At 54.6% G+C, this 16,652-nt stretch carries 10 protein-coding genes and 1 tRNA gene; 7 read left to right on the forward strand and 4 right to left on the reverse strand.

The genetic code is table 11. From position 1 onward, the window contains the following. From RCH93_RS05450 to RCH93_RS05480, 7 genes are all read left to right on the forward strand, one after another. Nucleotides 1-1,635, forward strand: coding sequence for a glycosyltransferase family 4 protein (locus RCH93_RS05450; RefSeq protein ID WP_306547313.1), 1,635 nt, complete (start codon nucleotides 1-3; stop codon nucleotides 1,633-1,635). Nucleotides 1,636-2,118: 483 nt separating this feature from the next. After that, nucleotides 2,119-4,515, forward strand: a complete 2,397-nt coding sequence (locus RCH93_RS05455) for a tetratricopeptide repeat protein (RefSeq protein ID WP_306547314.1) — start codon at nucleotides 2,119-2,121, stop codon at nucleotides 4,513-4,515. Nucleotides 4,516-5,382: 867 nt separating this feature from the next. Further along, the gene (locus tag RCH93_RS05460) at nucleotides 5,383-6,003 is read left to right on the forward strand and encodes a polysaccharide biosynthesis/export family protein (protein ID WP_306547315.1); all 621 of its coding nucleotides are present in this window, start codon (nucleotides 5,383-5,385) and stop codon (nucleotides 6,001-6,003) included. Between the two features lie 32 nt (nucleotides 6,004-6,035). Then, complete coding sequence (locus RCH93_RS05465) at nucleotides 6,036-7,250, forward strand: outer membrane beta-barrel protein (RefSeq protein WP_306547316.1); 1,215 nt, start codon at nucleotides 6,036-6,038, stop codon at nucleotides 7,248-7,250. Between the two features lie 536 nt (nucleotides 7,251-7,786). Beyond that, entirely contained in the window at nucleotides 7,787-9,292 is a 1,506-nt protein-coding gene (locus RCH93_RS05470) for a Wzz/FepE/Etk N-terminal domain-containing protein (RefSeq protein WP_306547317.1), read from the forward strand. A gap of 115 nt (nucleotides 9,293-9,407) precedes the next feature. Continuing rightward, nucleotides 9,408-10,172: a CpsD/CapB family tyrosine-protein kinase gene (locus tag RCH93_RS05475; protein WP_373693263.1), complete on the forward strand. Its 765-nt coding sequence runs from the start codon at nucleotides 9,408-9,410 to the stop codon at nucleotides 10,170-10,172. 167 nt (nucleotides 10,173-10,339) lie between these two features. Next, on the forward strand, nucleotides 10,340-12,253 hold the full coding sequence (locus RCH93_RS05480; protein WP_306547319.1) for an XrtA/PEP-CTERM system-associated ATPase: 1,914 nt from the start codon (nucleotides 10,340-10,342) through the stop codon (nucleotides 12,251-12,253). A 302-nt stretch (nucleotides 12,254-12,555) separates the two neighbouring features. Here RCH93_RS05480 and RCH93_RS05485 read toward each other — a convergent pair. The 4 genes from RCH93_RS05485 to RCH93_RS05500 all read right to left on the reverse strand — a co-directional run bounded on the left by RCH93_RS05485 (nucleotide 12,556) and on the right by RCH93_RS05500 (nucleotide 16,362). Next, nucleotides 12,556-12,629: transfer RNA gene (locus tag RCH93_RS05485), tRNA-Gln, on the reverse strand. Between the two features lie 107 nt (nucleotides 12,630-12,736). Then, nucleotides 12,737-13,543 carry an AmmeMemoRadiSam system protein B gene (amrB, locus tag RCH93_RS05490; protein WP_306547320.1) on the reverse strand — a complete coding sequence of 269 codons (807 nt, stop codon included), beginning with the start codon at nucleotides 13,541-13,543 and terminating at the stop codon, nucleotides 12,737-12,739. Between the two features lie 40 nt (nucleotides 13,544-13,583). Continuing rightward, on the reverse strand, nucleotides 13,584-15,047 hold the full coding sequence (gene cysS / locus RCH93_RS05495; protein ID WP_306547321.1) for a cysteine--tRNA ligase: 1,464 nt from the start codon (nucleotides 15,045-15,047) through the stop codon (nucleotides 13,584-13,586). Nucleotides 15,048-15,132: 85 nt separating this feature from the next. Next, the gene (locus tag RCH93_RS05500) at nucleotides 15,133-16,362 is read right to left on the reverse strand and encodes an AmpG family muropeptide MFS transporter (protein WP_306547322.1); all 1,230 of its coding nucleotides are present in this window, start codon (nucleotides 16,360-16,362) and stop codon (nucleotides 15,133-15,135) included. Nucleotides 16,363-16,652 lie beyond the last annotated feature (290 nt).

Consider the following 16,652-nt stretch of genomic DNA (forward strand, 5'->3'; position numbering starts at 1 on the left):
ATGGCCTTTTTTTCCACCCTGTTCATTTCGCTGCTGTTGACGATTGTCACCATCCCGCCGTTGATCAGGGTGGCACTGCATTTCCAGATGGTGGACGCGCCCGACGCGCGCAAAACGCACACCACGCCGGTGCCCCGATGCGGCGGCCTGGCCATGGCGTTTGGGGCATTGACGCCCATGGCCTATTGGTTTGCCGACGATCCTTTTATCGTCTCCTTTCTGGCGGCGGCGAGTTGCATTGTTTTTTTTGGCATAGCGGACGATTTTTTTGGTTTGCGGCCGAGATGGAAATTTTTTGGCCAGATTGTGGCGGCCGTTATTGTCATTGCCTGGGGCGGAGTGCGGATTGAATCCCTCGGCGTGTTGCTGCCGGAAGGAGCACTGCTGCCGCTTGGCCTCTCTGTGCCGCTGACCCTGTTCGTTCTGGTCGGAGTGACTAATGCGGTCAATCTCGCCGACGGCCTCGACGGCCTGGCCGGGGGCATCAGCCTGCTGACCATCTGTTTTGTCGGCTACCTGGCTGTGGTTACCGGCAACACGACCATTGCCGTGGCGTCTTTGGCGATAGCCGGGGCCATTTTTGGGTTTCTTCGTTTCAACACCCATCCCGCCTCGATATTTATGGGCGATTCGGGCAGCCAGTTGCTGGGCTTTTCCGCAGTGACGTTTGCCTTGCTCCTGACCCAGCAGTCGGCAGCGATCAGCCCTCTGCTGCCGCTGCTGCTTTTCGGCCTCCCGGTCCTGGACACCCTCACCGTGATGACAACCCGCATCATGCGCGGCTTTTCACCGTTTGCACCGGATCGACGGCATTTTCACCACAGGTTGCTGGAAATCGGCTTTGGCCATGCGGAGGCTGTGGTTGTTATTTACTTGCTGCAGGCGCTTTTAGTGGGGCTGACGTTTTTCCTGCGCTTTCAATCGGGTTGGCTGTTGCTTTCCGTGTATTGTGCGTTTGCCGTCACCGTCTTGACCTTTTTTCACTACGCCCGGAAGGTCGGCTGGCGACAGAAACGCTGGCCGGCGCTCGACCAGATCAAGGACTGGTTCAAAGCTGTTCGCGGCAAGCGGCGGGTTCTAGCAATGGCCTTTCCTCTCTTCAGGTTCCTGCTCTATCTGTGCATATTTCTCAGCAGCCTGTTGCCCCCACCGCCACAGACCACTCCAGCGTTTTGCTTTCTGGCGCTGGGCCTTGCCATTCTGCTGACGCAACGTTTTCGTCCCCAGGCGTTGAGAGGATTGATCCGCGCCGTATTTTTCCTGAGCATCCCCATGGCTGTCTATTGGGGCGATCAAACGCTGTGCGCGTTCATGAATCACGTGGGCGAGCGTTTGTTCACCGGCTTCTTTATTCTCCTGTTTTTGACCAGCATCGTGGTTTCTTTTTTCTCCACCCGACAAAAAGGCATCTGGAGCACGCCGCTTGATTTTTTAATCCTGCTGCTGCTGATTATCTTGCCGAACATGGCTGGTTTAAGTTACCACAACCAGCGTTTGGGCCTGGTGGGATTGAAGTCCATCATTTTGATCGTCAGCTTTGAAGTGTTGTTGTCGGAAAAACGTGGAGAGTATAAAGGGGCCGCGCGGGTGATGGCCTTGTCGCTCTTTGCTTTTGCTTTGCGCGGGTTGTATTAGGTTGATAGGCTGATTTTGGTTGTTCCAACGCTGGAGAGCCGTGGGAACAATCAGAATTAACAGTACGGGGGACGTTTTGAGATTCCTCACATGCGTTCGGAATGACAACACGGGGAGCGCTGCAGCCTTAGCCCGTGCAGCTTGCGGAATCCAGGGGCAAGGATTAGGCAATCCAACATTCCCCGGATTACGCTGCGCTCCATCCAGGCTACGGGGGCTCGCAAGATTCGATTTACTTGCTCGCTCCCACGCTCCAGCGTCACCGAGTTGACGGAGAAACAGTATGGTGAGGGGCCGCTACGTCAACACGGTGGCGTCTTGAGATTCCTCGCCTACGTTCGGAATGACAGAGGGGCAAGCGTACAGATCTTGCCCTGTGCAACAAGAGATTTCTCCCGTTGGTTGAAATGACGCGGCATGAATGCGTTCATTTTGCAACCGGCTTAACGCCAAAGATTATTTCTTCCATGTAGGGCTTTCAAAATGAAAAAACGTTTCAGCACCTTGGTTGTCTGCCTCTTGATATCGCTCATGACGCTTTCCGGATGCAGCACTTCCGAAGAGAAAGTGCAGAAATTCATGGACAAGGGCAACGCCCTGTATCAAAAGGGGGACTATGTCAAGGCGGTGCTGGAATACCGCAACGCCATCACCATCGATCCCGGACGCGCAGAGGCCTATTATCTGGCGGGGCAGGCCGAACTCAAACAAGGCAAGCTGCAGGAGGCCTATGCCTTTTTCATGAAGACTGTGGAAAAGCAGGCCGACCATAGCGGCGCCAACATCCAGTTGGGCAAACTGCTCCTGGGCGCGAGAGAATTTGCTAAATCTCACGAACGGGTGGAAACGGTGCTGCGCAAAGAGCCGGAAAATCAACAAGCCCTGTTGCTGCAGGGAGGATTGCTGCTTGCCGAGCGCAAAGCCCCGGAGGCCAAAGCGCTGCTGGAAAAACTGCTGTCGAGCGGCAACCAGGAAATTGACCTCTACCTGTTGTTGGCCACCGCCTACAACCAGCTGGACGATAAGGCTGCTGCCGAATCCGTTCTCACCAAGGGCGTCACCGCAAACCCCACTTCCATCCCCCTGCTGGTGACCCTGGCCAACCTGTATCTGGAACAGAAGCAAGCCGCGAAGGTCGAAGAAATTCTCCGTAAAATTATGGCGCTGGAGCCAGAAAAGGCCGAGCATGTGGAACGGCTGGCCGCCTATTTCTGGCACGAGGGGCGCAAAGCCGACGCCGAGGCATTGGAACAAGGCCTGTTGGCTCAAGCCAGCGATGAGCAACGTTGGGCCGGAGTCGCCGCCTTTTATTTGACTAGGAAGGAACTGGAAAAGGGCACCCAGGTGCTGCTCGACGGTTTGCGGCAGTATCCTAAAAGTTTTCGTCTGCGATTTATGCTCAAGGACGTGTACTTGGCCGGAGGCGACTTTGCCAAGGCGCTTGCTGTTGCCCAGGAGTGTTTAAGCCTTGATCAGGAAGATCCCGCCTTTGTCGCGGCCCAGCGCGGTTTGGCCGAGTTGCTGTACCGGGCGGGCAATATTGAAGCAGCAGAAAAATTAGTGGCCGCAGTTTTAAAGAAGAGTCCCAATGATATGGACGGCCATCAGTTGAATGGCTCGATTTTATTGGTGCAGGGGGAGTTGGAGCAAGCGATAGCGGAATTTCGCACCGTGTTGCAGGCTCGGCCCAAGGATATAAGCCTTTATCCCAAGATGGCGGACGCCCTGGTGCGCAACCGGCAGAACAACCTGGCGCTCGACACCCTGAAGCAGGGTTTGCAGATTGCTCCGGACGCGGCGGAGGTGCATTTGGCCCTGGCGCGATTGTATGTTCTGGAAAAAAATTCGAAAGACGCTGAGGCCCAATTGCAAAAATTGGTTGAACTGCGTCCCGATGATCTTGCCGCCAAGATGGCCCTTGCCGATTTCTACGCCGCCAACGATGGCCGGACCAAGGCGATACAGCTGTATAAAACGGTTTCTGCCAAGGTGCCGGAAAATCCCCTGGCTACTATGAAGCTTAGTAGTCTGTATGCGATGGAAAAGCAGACAAGCGAAGCCGTCGCAACCGTAACGGCCGGCATTGCCGCCAATCCCGAGAATAACGGCCTGCTGGAGCATGGCGTTCGCCTGTTGCTGCAAATGGGGAAAAGCGACCAGGCCTTGGAACTGACGGATCAGCGGATTCGTCGCCATGCCGACGATGGTTTTGCATTGATGCTGCAAGGCGAAATTTATGCGGCGAACAATGACTTTGCCGCCGCAGAGCGCGCCTATCGCAAGGCCATGGCGCTGAATGGCGAGTCTCCGGAAATAGCGGTCCGCCTGGCTCGCACCCTCGTTCTTGCAGGCAAAGCCGAACCGGCGATTGGCGAAGCTGCGCAACTTGTGGGGGCCGATTCGCCGACCTTGTCGCAGTATGTTTTGTTGGCGGAGTTGTACAAACAAACCGGCAAGAGCGAGCAGACCCTTGGGGTGTATGAACGCGCGGTGGAAAAATTTCCGGACAACTGGTTTATCCTCAATAATCTTGCCTATTATCTGGCTGACGGGCAGAATCCCACGGAACAGGATCTGAGCAAGGCTGAAATGTTGGCTAAAAAAGCGCAAGCGCTGGCGCCGGGCAATATGGCGGTGCTGGACACCCTGGGTTGGCTTTCCTATAAGATGGGGAAAATGGCCCCGGCTCGGGCCGCATTGACCATGGCGATGGCCGGCAATTCGAATAATCCCGTGTTCAGCCACCACCTGGCCATGGTGCTGTTGAAGGAAGGCAAAAAGGAAGAGGCTAAGGTCTTGTTTGAAAAAGTTGCGCGCAGCCCCGGCAATTTCAGCGAGCGGGGCGAGGCCGAGAAGATGTTGAAAGAAATGGCGTTGTGAGATGAACAATGTGGCCTGATGCTGTTGGTTAATTTTATTTTTTTAGAAATGAAGCGTGCCTACTGGTCATTTCTACGAGCACAGCGAGGAGAAATCTCGCAAAGCGCTGAGATCTCTCCCTACGGTCGAGATGACAGACCTTCGTGGACAAGGTTTTGCTGTAAGCATGCGTTGCTTGATTGAGAAATGGCAGAAAGGACGCTGGAGCGTCCAAGCTTTGTTTTGTACCCACGCTGGAGCGTGGGTACAATCGTAAGCGTGCCTACTGGTCAATTTCGACGAGTACAGCGAGGAGAAATCTCGCAAAGCCTTGAGATCTCTCCCTACGGTCGAGATGACACACCTTCGTCGGCAAGGTTTTGCTGTAAGCTGCATGCGTTGCTTGATTTTGAAATGGCAGAAAGGACGCTGGAGCGTCCAAGCTTTGTTTTGTACCCACGCTGGAGCGTGGGAACAAATCGTACTGGTCATCGACGAGCACAGCGAGGAGAAATCTCGTAAAGCGCTGAGATCTCTCCCTGCGGTCGAGATGACATCCCTTCGTCGACAAGGTTTTGCTGTAAGCTGCATGCGTTGCTTGATTGAGAAATGGCAGGAAGGATGCTGGAGCGTCCAATCTTTGTTCCCACGCTGGAGCGTGGGAACAATCGTACTGGTCATTTCTGCGAGCACAGCGCGGAGAAATTTCGCAAAGTCCTGAGATCTCTCCCTGCGGTCGAGATGACATCCCTTCGTGGACAAGGTTTTGCTGTTAGCTGCATGCATTGCTTGATTTTGCAACGTTGAAAGCTGCGTGTCAGCAAAAACACACAAGACAAAACAAATCCTTTGTATTCAACACCTAGCAAGACAAACAAGGAGCACGAAATGCGCGGAAAACAATGGCAACTGATAACGGGTGTGTGGGTTATGGCGATAATGGCGCTGTTGGCGTGTAACCATATCGCCGACGCAGCAGACAAGGACGCCGGCGCTACAACAGAGAGCGTTGCGACAGGGCCCATAGAGGGCTATCGCATCGGGCCGGGAGATGTTCTTTCCATTTCCGTGTGGAAAAACGCTGACCTCACCCGTGTTGTCCCTGTGCTCCCGGACGGAAAAATCTCGTTCCCCCTGATTGGCGAACTATCGGTCAGCGAGATGACCGTGGGGCAGTTGACCAAGGTCTTGCGCGAGAAAATCGAACCCTACTCGCCGGAACCGCAGATCTCGGTTGAAGTGCAGCAAACCCACAGTTTGGTGGTGTACGTCATCGGCAAGGTCAACCGTCCCGGCAATTTTACCTATAACGGCAACATCGATGTTCTGCAGGCCCTGGCCATGGCAGGCGGCCTCAATCCCTTTGCCAAGCGGACCCAAATCAAGGTGCTGCGAACGGACAAGGACGGCAAAAAAGAATTTTCCTTCGACTATGACGCTGTGACCGAGGAAAACGCCCTGGCGCAGAACATACAACTGAAACGCGGCGATGTGGTTGTGGTGCCGTGAGCCGCTTCTGTCCTCTCACCACGGAATCAGCCATGCCGCAAATGTTGTATTGTTCTGCCCTGTTGCTGTTGTTGCCCCCCTTGCTGCCGGCGTCTGCGGACGCGGACGAGCGCAAGGTGACCCCGGTGATCGCGCTGAAGCAGGAATACTCCGACAACCTGTTTTTTACCGATGATGATCAGGAAAGCGATTTCATTAGCACGGTCTCGCCGGGGCTGGAAATGTTGAACAATACAGAGCGATGGAAAACCGGACTGAAATTACGATTGGACAGCGTCTCCTACGCTGACAACAGCGACCTCGACAGCATTGATCAGGATTATTCCGGTTCGCTGCGCTATGCCGTGTCGCCCCTGGCCAATCTCTTTTCCTCGGCCGGTTATCGCCGCGATTCGCGGGTGGATCGCGATTTCACTGAAACCGGGTTGGTGACCAACGCCTCCACCCGAGATCAGTACCGGGCTCAATTCGGCGGCGATTACGCCTTGTCCGAAATTGTGGGCATGCAGTTGCAATACGCCTATGCCGAAGACGCGTATCAAAGCGGGGAATACGTCGACTACCAGTCCCACGACGTGACCTGGACGATCAGCAGGGATCTCTCCGCCTATCTCGCCAACACGGTTGGCCGGCTGAACTTCGGCGTGACGGAATATGAAACCGAAGATTCACAGGTGACCAACTACACCGGCACCATTGGCGCAGAGCGTAAACTGAACGAATTGTACTCCTACTTTGTCGACTTCGGGATGCATTACACCGAATCAACCTTTGACGCCATGCGTCTGGTTCCGACTGCAATCCCGTCGATGTATTTGTTGGTTCCCTACGAGGAGGAGACGCAAGGCTCGGGCGTGACCGGGCGAGCCGGTGTTTCCTACCAGGACGAGTTGAATGACGGCAGGTTGTCGTTCTCCCACGATGTGCAGGCGGCAAGCGGCAGAAACGGGACCGTTGAACGGACGGCGGTGCAGGCAAGCGCGGGGCGAAGATTGACGGAGAAATCCCGCGCGACGTTTTCCGCCGGATATGCGATCAATAAATCGACAGACGACACGCAGAGCGCAGACCTTACCGATGAAAAGTCCTTATGGCTGCAGCCAAAAATAACGTTTGCCCTCACCGACGAGATCACGCTTGAGGGTTCCTACAACTATGCGCTGATCCACGACAACGTTGCCGATACCGATACAGATCGAAACCTCGTCATGCTCCGGCTGGGATTTAAATATCCGTTGTTCGAATAGCAGGCAAGTGGGCCTGTGCTCGTCGAGATGATGCAGCGTTTTGGCTGGCCCCACGAAACGTTTCCATGGGGCGCTTGGCCACCAGAGAACGAGAGCTGGCCGGCGGACCGTAGCCTGGATGCAGCTTGTGGAATCCGGGGTTTGAGGTGAGGTGTTCCCGGATTCCGTTGCACTGCATCCAGGCTACGGGTTGATATGACGCACCCGTCCTCGACGAGATGTTGATGTGTGGAGCAGGCCTCGTTTGATTTGGAAATGGAATGCCACCTTGGAAAGAGCAATTTTTCCTTGGCCGCAACGACGTCAGGCCAGAACCGTCCAGGGTCGGCGCGTTGGGCTGTACTGCCGGAACGGCGTACAACATGCAGATTATTATTCGCATTAAATTGTCACGTTGCGGTGTATGTTTCGCGCAACCTCAAATGCTGAGTTGATATTTCCAACGCAAGCGAGGCTCCATGACAAAGCAAAAATAAGTGGCGGATTAAACGTAAATCGGAATGAACATCAATTTGAACGCGAACTGAAAGAAGGATATGGAAGAATACACCCTGAGCTTAAACGACTTGAAAGCCATGCTGTTGCGGCGACGATGGGGGCTGATTCTCCCCATGTGCGCTATTTTCTGGATAGCTGTGGCCGCCGCCTTCGTGTTGCCGTCGATCTATCGCTCGCAGGCCACCATCCTGATCGAGGAACAGGAAATACCCACCAACCTGGTGCAGACAACCGTCACCAGCTATGCCGAGCAACGGTTGCAAAATATTTATCAACGCATTGTCAGCACGCAAAACCTCCTGGAAATCATCAAGAAATTCACGTTGTATCCGGAGTTGCAAACCAAGGTGAATCCCGATGAGATAGCCGCAAAGATGAAGAAAGACGTTATTCTTGACTTTGTGAAGGCGGATATTGTCGACCCCAAAACTGGCCGCCCCTCCACGGCGACCATTGCCTTTACCCTTGCCTATCAGGGTAAAAACCCCGAACAGACCCAAAAGGTCACCTCTGCGCTCACCTCGTTTTTTCTTGAGGAAAACCTCAAAGATCGCGCCAAAAAAGCGGGATCAGCCTCGAATTTTCTGCTCGACGAGGTCAATCGGGTCAAAGAGGCCATGGCTGAGTCCGATGCCAACATAGCGGCCTTTAAGGAAAAACATTTCAACGAGTTGCCGGAACTGCTGCAAGTGAATATGCAAAGCCTGCAGAATATAGAAGCCAACAATGATCGGCTTTCCGAGCAGATCCGCACACTGCGGGAACGAGAGAGTTTCTTGGAAGCCCAACTGGCGAGCATTCCCAAACAGGCCATGCAGAGCAATCGGTTGGAGGAGTTGCGGTTGCAGTTGGCAAACCTGAAAACCCGTTTTTCCGATCAATATCCTGACGTCATTGCGGTAAAGGCTGAAATCGCGAAGCTTTCCTCCGAAGGTGGGGTGACCAAGGCGGGAAAAAACGATAATCCGGCCTATGTCACCCTGGCCGCGCAGCTGGCAAGCACCCAGTCGGAAAGGGCTTCATTGGCCCGGCAGATAACGGAAAATGATCAGAAGCAGGCAAAATATCGTGGCTTAATTGAGGCCACGCCGCGGGTTGAGGAAACTTATAAAACGCTGATCAATGAGCGGGAAAATCAGCTGCGGAAATACAACGAGCTGATGCAAAAGCACATGGAAGCCCAGGTTTCCCAAGGACTGGAAAAGGATCAATACGGCGAACGCTTCACCGTGGTGGAACCAGCCTTGTTGCCGGAGAAACCGATCAAACCCAATCGAATGGCGATTGTGCTGATCGGTATTGTGTTAGGCGTTGGCGCCGGAGTCGGCACGGTTGCGCTTCTCGAATTCAGCGATCAATCGGTGCGGAGCGCCGAAGCACTTGCCCAGGCGACGTCTTTTCCCGTGTTGAGCGTCATCCCGGAAATTCAGAGTGAACGGGAAAGACGTTGGGCCAAAAAATCAGTGATCTTCCAGGTGATTGGGCTGTTTGTCCTTTTTGTCATGGCCGTGATTGCGCTTGTCGCGCTACGATCAGTGGGCTGATGTCGCAAACGGAAAAGAACCGGTCTCTACTCTTTGATCGATTTAACGGATAGGAGTTGTTGCAATGAATTTACGCAAAGCGCTTGACAAGGCCCAGAAAGAACGTCAGGAAGCCGTGTTGAGCGAGTCGTCCGACTGCTTGGGCGATGTGGCTTCAACAAAAAAACATCACAACGAGGCGAGCTGGCAAGCCCCTGTGTACACGAAATCCGCTCCTGTGGCGTTTGATCAAGGTGCGCTTATTGAAAACAAATGCGTCTGCATCACCTCCAACGCGCCCGAGATCGACACCTACAAGGTGCTTCGCGCCCAGATTATGCAGAAAACCAAAGGGAAAGGATGGAACACCCTGATGGTGACCAGCACCAAACCCGGTGAGGGGAAAACGCTCACGTCCATCAACCTCGCCATCACCCTTGCCAAAGAGTTTAACCAGACGGTTTTGCTTGTGGACTGCGATTTAAGAAAACAGGATGTCCATAAGCGTTTCGGATACGAATCGGACAAAGGCTTGGGCAATTATCTGCTGAGCGAATGCTCGTTGGATGAAATTATCAGTTGGCCGGGGATAGAAAAGATGACGCTCATCTCCGGGGGGCAAACCATCGATTACACCACGGAATTGTTGGGTTCTCCGCAGATGAAAAATCTTGTCGCCGAGATGAAGGCGCGCTACCCGGATCGCTATGTCATTTTTGATCTTCCCAGTATTTTAGACGGGGCTGATGCCATCACCTTTGCTCCGTTTGTCGACGGCATCGTCATGGTGACCCAAGTTGGCCGCAATTCTATAAAAGAGATCAAGAAGGCGATGGACCTGTTCCCGCAGGAAAAATTATTGGGTTTTGTTTTGAATCGTCAAAAAAAGACATCCATGTGAGCCTCTTGCCGAGGACATTTTCTGCATTTTCCAATCCTGAGTTCTGATTCAGGCCAGACAACAATTGGTTTTCCTGCGCATATGCCATTGTTTGGTCGCCTGCACGTTGCAGTTTTTCTCCTGGATGATTTGCAATCCATCCCTTTGAGTGGTCACGTTTACAGACAATGTATAAGAAATTCTATGGTCTCAAAGAAAAGCCTTTCCATCTTACGCCCAATCCTCAATTCTTATATCTCAGCAAAAAACATCAAAATGCGCTGACCTATCTTGAATACGGTCTTTCAGAAGGCTCAGGGTTTATTCTTCTTACCGGCGACATTGGAGCAGGAAAGACCACAATCATCCGCCATATCCTCAACAGGATTGAAGACGATATTGATGTTGGCGTTATCTCCAACACCAATGTCGATTCTGACGAATTAATCAGCCTTGTCCTGCATGAATTTGGGGTGGAAGGATCGTTTGACAATAAAGCCAAGTCGTTAGAAGCAATTTTTCATTATCTGATCACCAAGTATTCGCAAGGCAAGCGGGTGCTGCTGGTTATTGATGAGGCACAAAATCTTTCGATAAAATCCCTTGAAGAAGTGCGGATGCTCTCTAACCTGCAGACAGACGAACACATGCTGCTGCAGATTATGCTGGTGGGCCAGCCTGATCTCAGAAAAAAATTACAGTCGGCTGAGCTGACCCAACTTTCCCAACGCATAGCGGTGTATTACCATCTTGGCGCGTTGGAGCGTGATGAACTTGCAGAATATATAGCCTTTCGCCTGGAAAAAGTGGGCGGGGCTTTGGATATATTTGAGCACGACACCTTTGATCTTATTTATCAGGCCTCAGGAGGCATTCCGCGCATTATCAACCTGTTGTGTGATACTGCACTTGTGTATGGCTATGCGGAATCGCTGCAGCGAATCAACATTGACGTTGTGTCGCAAGTCATTCGCGACAAGGAAGGATTTGGCCTTATCTCAAATGAACAAGGCAATGGCGCTGACGCTCTCGCCGAGTTAGAACAACACGATAACAGCCAAATGCTGCGGCTCCAGAGATTGGAAGAAAAAATTGCCGACTTGCAGCAGCAAATAGACCGGCAAAATGAAAATATTGCTCAGGGTGAGCACCAAGCAACCGACAGGTTGGTGATTGAATTAACCACACTGCTTCGTCATGAACGCGAAAAAACTGATAAACTGCTCTTGGAATACTCCCTGCTCAAAGCCGGACTCGGCGTGTATGCGCAGGCAGAGAAACGAACTGGCGGCTCTCCCCCCCTGCCCATCCCTGCAATAGGCAGTGGGGAAATCGGCCAACACAACAATGTGCAGGAAAGCAGCAGCAGCGGCTTTGCTCGGATATCAAGCGCCACAATTCCTATGATAGATTTACATTGCCATATTTTACCGGACATCGATGATGGCCCCAAGAATTTTGACGAGTCGATGGCCATGGTCAGATTGGCGGCCGCCGACGGCATTGCCGCCATTGTGGCAACTCCTCACCTCAACGACAGGCTGTACGATCCGGTTGAAATCAGCCGCCGGGTTTCCTGGCTGAACCATCTGTTGCGCACGGAAGATCTCCCGGTCTCCATCATGCCCGGCGCCGACGTTTCAGTGCTGTTTAGCCCTGCACAGGTGCAAGGATTTACCATTAACGACACAGAATATATCCTGATCGAATTTCCCCATACCCACTTGCCCAGGAATGCCAATGACATCCTGGCGCAATTTGTGGCCAGCGGCTACAAACCTGTGATCACCCACCCGGAGCGCAATCCCTCCATCATGTCCAATCCCCAATTATTATTGGATCTCATGGGAGAAAACCGCTATGTGCAAATAACAGCCGGCAGCCTGACAGGCGAATTCGGCAAGGATGCCCAACAATGCGGGCAGCACCTGCTGCGTTCCGGGGTAGTGGACGTGATAGCCACAGACGCCCATTCCAGCACTCATCGCAAGCCTCAACTTTCCGGCGGCGTTAAAGCGGCCGCCGAAATCGTCGGCGCGGAGGCCGCGCAGCGAATGGTGTTCGGCACACCTGCAAAAATCATTTCCGGGCTTTCCCTTTAAAACAGTTTATTCCATTTCCAAATCAAGCGAAGCATGATGCACTGCGCAAAACATCGTCGACAAAGGTCTGTCATTGCAAACGAAGTGAGAAATCTCGAGCCATAACGAGAATTCTCCTCACTGTGTTCGTCGACAAATCGGCGTGCTTCACACAGCAACATCTTGTCGAGGAGGGTGCGTCGTAAGTGTGGTCTTCTGCTTCTGCATTGATAGGAATCGACAAAAAATGCAGCAAGGTGCCCTGCTTTAGGGGAAAACAAAAAAAGCGCTTACCGATTGCTCGATAAGCGCTTGAATGTACTTGGCTGGGGGACAGGGATTCGAACCCCGATAAGCGGAGTCAGAGTCCGCTGTCTTGCCGTTAGACCATCCCCCAGCAGGCGGGAAAGTGGGCAGAAAATAGAAGAATTTACGCCGGTTGTCAAGCAAAAATCCAAGCCCGAGACGACGGTCGAGGGCCTGACGACGAGAATGGCGCTACAATCAGGAGATGACCAATCCGGCGTACCCGACCACTTGGCTGGTGTCGCCGCTGGCCTCGCCGGAATCGGTGTATCGGATCAACTCGGCCCGGGTTGCGTCCAATTCTAGAGCCGCCAGCAGGGCGATGACGGCGGGAACAACGCCGCACATGGAAATGCGCTTGCCGTGCACCGTGTCGTACAATCCTTGCGGGTCCAGGGCCAGGATGCGGTCAATGGCCATCCTGTCCTTCTTGGTCGCCTGCTGACGCGACTCGTAATGGCTCATGTCGCTTGAGGCGACCATCAGCACCGGCTGCGGCTGCTTGCTGATGGCGGCGGCCAGTTCGTGGGCCGCTGTCTCACAGAGGCTGTAGGCGATATGCGAAACAACCACCGGCACAATCTTGAGCTGCTTTTGCACCTGCTGGAGAAAGGGGATCTGCACCTCAATCGAATGCTCGAACAGATGCGCCTCCTGGTCTTCGACGAAGACCGCGGAATGCTGCAGGATGCTTGCCGCAAGCCCCCGGTCAATCGGGGCTGCGCCCAAGGGCATGCGCCAATCCTCACCGCTCAACGCCAAGGCCGGTCCTCGGCCGTGGTGATTTGGGCCCATGATCAGCACCGTTTGCGGAACCTGCACTTGGGCGATGGTCAAGCCGGCGGTCGCCCCGGAGTAGACGTAGCCGGCGTGGGGCATGATCACCGCCAGGGCCTTTTTTTTCTTCTGCTCGGCCACCACCGGAACAAGGACATCCAGGGCGGCTTGCAACTGCTCGGGATGTCCGGGATAAAAACGATCAGCAACAACTGGCGCGCGCATCATTGATTCTCCCTGATTTCGCGACTCCAGAGCGGAGTCGAGTTTACTTTTTCACTTCCCAGGTGGTCCCCTCGGGGCTGTCTTTGAGCACAATGCGATGCGCCAGAAGGTAATCGCGCACCTCGTCGGAGGTTGCCCAGTCCTTGGCGGCACGGGCCTGGTTGCGTTTGACGATTAAACCGTTGATTTCATCCTCGCCGAGATCGACGCCGTCCATTGCCTTGGCCTTGGCGCCTGCCGCCACCTCCGCTGGATTGCGTTGCACCAGACCGAGCACGCCGGCCAGATCGCGAAACACGGTTGCAGTGTCGTGCAGCAGTTGGAGATCCTCGGTTGCCGGTTGCGCCGGCAGGGTTCGCAAAATTTTATTGAGCAGCTTGACCGCGTCGAAAAGATGGGCCAAAGCCTGGGCGGTGTTGAAGTCGTTGTCCATGGCCGCCTGAAAACGATCAACCAGGGCGTGCAGATGGGCGCGGTCCTTGTCGCCGACAACCGCGGCGCCAGCCGGATCGCCCGCAGGAAGGCCGTCGATCTGGGCGAGGCATTCGTACATGCGCTCCAGCCCGGAGCGGGCATCCTGCAGGGCCGTCTCGGTGAAATCCAGCGGATTGCGGTACTGGGTGGAAAAGATGAACAACCGCAGCACCTCGGGCTCATACTGCTTGAGCACGTCGCGGATGGTGAGAAAATTGCCAAGCGATTTCGACATCTTTTCGTCTTTGATGGTGACGAATCCATGGTGCATCCACAGGTTGGCAAAGGGTTTGCCCGAGGCCCCGCAGCTCTGCGCAATCTCGTTTTCGTGGTGGGGAAACACCAAATCCTTGCCGCCGCCGTGGATGTCGAAGGTCTCGCCCAGATACTTGCGGCTCATGGCCGAGCATTCGATATGCCAGCCCGGCCGCCCGTCGCCCCAGGGGCTGGGCCATTTGGGCTCGCCTGGCTTGGCCCCTTTCCAGAGGACAAAGTCCATGGGATGCTCTTTTTTGTCGCTGACCTCCACCCGCGCGCCGGCCTGCATATCCGCCAGACCGCGTCCGGACAGGCGTCCGTAGCCGTCAAAACGCTCCACCCGAAAATAGACGTCGCCCTCGGAAGGATAGGCCATGCCTTTGGCGATCAGCTCCTCAATCAGGCCGATCATTTCCGGGATGTGCTCGGTGGCCTTGGGTTCAAGGTCAGGACGCAGGGCGCCGAGGGCGTCCATGTCGGTGTAAAACTCGTTGATGAACCGCAGGGCCAGAGTGGCGCTGTCAATGCCCTGCTCGTTGGCCCGGTTGATGATTTTGTCGTCAATATCGGTAAAATTACGAACAAAAGTGACCTTGTAGCCGCAATGGCGCAGGTAACGCACCACCATGTCAAACACCAGGGCGGAGCGGGCGTGGCCGATATGACAATAATCGTAGCTGGTGATGCCGCAGACGTAGAGTTTGACGTGGCCCTCTTCGATGGGGCGCAAGGGCTCCTTCTTGCGAGTCAGGGTGTTGTAGATTTTTATCGCCATCTGGTTTTCCGATAGAGTGAAACGTGAGGTTAAGGGTGTCGGATTAAAGCGCTAATGTACTACAACAGCACCGGGTCGCACAATGTTATTGCGCATCCTGACGGTATTGCGCCGCCACCATCGGCAGGAGCAGCAAACCGGGCACGGCGACCACGGCGCATCCGACAAAAAACAGCGGCCAGCCCAGGGATTCGGCCAGCCACCCGGCCGGCGCCGCGATGATCACCCGGGGAATGCCCATGCAGCTGGAAAGCAGCGCATACTGGGTTGCGGTGAATCTTTTGTTGGTCAACGAGGCCATGTAGGCCACATAGGCGCTGGTGCCCATGCCGCTGGTGAGTTGTTCCAAAACAATGGCGACCGCCAGCCCGACCAGCGAGTGGCCCATCAGCGCCAGCACCGAAAAGCTAAGGATGGCGGCGGCCTGGAGAAAGCCAAATATCCACAGGCTGCGGATGATGCCGATGCGCAGCAGGATCGCGCCGCCGACCAGGCCGCCGGCAATGGCCGACCAAAAACCAAACAGTTTGGCCACCGCGCCGATTTCAGTTTTGCTGAATCCCAGCGACAGGTAAAACGGGGTGGTGAGGGTCGAGGCCATCTGGTCGCCCAGCTTGTACAGCAGGATGAACAGCAACAGCAGCAAGGCCCGATCCCGGCTGAAATAGTCGACAAAGGGGTTGATGATCGCTTCGCGGAAGGTTCGGGGCGTGCCCTTGACTAACGGCGGTTCCCGGCACAGCAGGGTGGTAACCACGCCGACCAGCAGCGAGCCCGCCATCAGCACATAAACCTGGGCAAAGGAGACGTGATCGGCCAGAATCAGGCCACCGCTGCCGGCCAGGAGCATGCCAAGCCGGTAGCCGTTGACGTAGAGCGAACTGCCCAGCCCGAGTTGGTTGTCGCTTAAATCCTCTCGCCGGTAGGCGTCGATGACGATGTCCTGGGAGGCGGAAAAAAAGGTGACGACGCAGGCCGCAACCGCCACCAGCCAGGGGGTTTGCGCCGGATTGGTCAAGCCCAAGGCGACCAGGGCTAGAATCAGGGCGAATTGGGTGATCAGCATCCAGCCGCGACGCCGACCCAGAAACGGCAAGGTGTAGCGGTCAAACACCGGGGCCCAGAGGAATTTCAGGGTGTAGGGCAGGCCCACCAGGGAATACAGACCGATCACCGACAGGTCCACGCCCTGTTCGGTCATCCAGGCCTGGAGCACCGAGGAGGTCAGCAGCAACGGCGCCCCGCAGGCGAACCCCATCAGAAAAGACACCAGCATGCGCGGCGAGAACATCTGGCGAAAAAAAACCGTTTCCATATCCGTTCCGGTAGAGAAAAAGGGGCAAGCAAAAGCCCCCTTCTACCATAATCGGTTTGTTTGCAAACAAAAATCGCTTTGCAGCCGGCAGCGGCCAGGCCGCAGAGACGGCGAAGACGGTGAAATGGGACAGGAGTTATATTCCGTTTCCATTTTTAAAGCAGCGCGTGGTTGTTGGTCATCTCGACCGTTGGGAGAAATCTCGACGCATCATTTCTCGGAGATCTCTCCCGAAGGTCGATGACGGCGAAAAAATTGGCGGAATGCTTCCGAAACCCTCTTGGTCAGGC

It is taken from the genome of Desulfobulbus sp. (assembly GCF_030824455.1).
Classification (GTDB): domain Bacteria; phylum Desulfobacterota; class Desulfobulbia; order Desulfobulbales; family Desulfobulbaceae; genus Desulfobulbus.

What these genes read in the sequence shown, in the direction of transcription:
- cysS (WP_306547321.1), bottom strand. Translation starts at nt 15,047, where the DNA reads ATGGCGATAAAAATCTACAACACCCTGACTCGCAAGAAGGAGCCCTTG.
- RCH93_RS05480 (WP_306547319.1), top strand. Translation starts at nt 10,340, where the DNA reads ATGTATAAGAAATTCTATGGTCTCAAAGAAAAGCCTTTCCATCTTACG.
- RCH93_RS05465 (WP_306547316.1), top strand. Translation starts at nt 6,036, where the DNA reads ATGCCGCAAATGTTGTATTGTTCTGCCCTGTTGCTGTTGTTGCCCCCC.
- RCH93_RS05450 (WP_306547313.1), top strand. Translation starts at nt 1, where the DNA reads ATGGCCTTTTTTTCCACCCTGTTCATTTCGCTGCTGTTGACGATTGTC.
- RCH93_RS05470 (WP_306547317.1), top strand. Translation starts at nt 7,787, where the DNA reads ATGGAAGAATACACCCTGAGCTTAAACGACTTGAAAGCCATGCTGTTG.
- RCH93_RS05455 (WP_306547314.1), top strand. Translation starts at nt 2,119, where the DNA reads ATGAAAAAACGTTTCAGCACCTTGGTTGTCTGCCTCTTGATATCGCTC.
- RCH93_RS05500 (WP_306547322.1), bottom strand. Translation starts at nt 16,362, where the DNA reads ATGGAAACGGTTTTTTTTCGCCAGATGTTCTCGCCGCGCATGCTGGTG.
- amrB (WP_306547320.1), bottom strand. Translation starts at nt 13,543, where the DNA reads ATGATGCGCGCGCCAGTTGTTGCTGATCGTTTTTATCCCGGACATCCC.
- RCH93_RS05460 (WP_306547315.1), top strand. Translation starts at nt 5,383, where the DNA reads ATGCGCGGAAAACAATGGCAACTGATAACGGGTGTGTGGGTTATGGCG.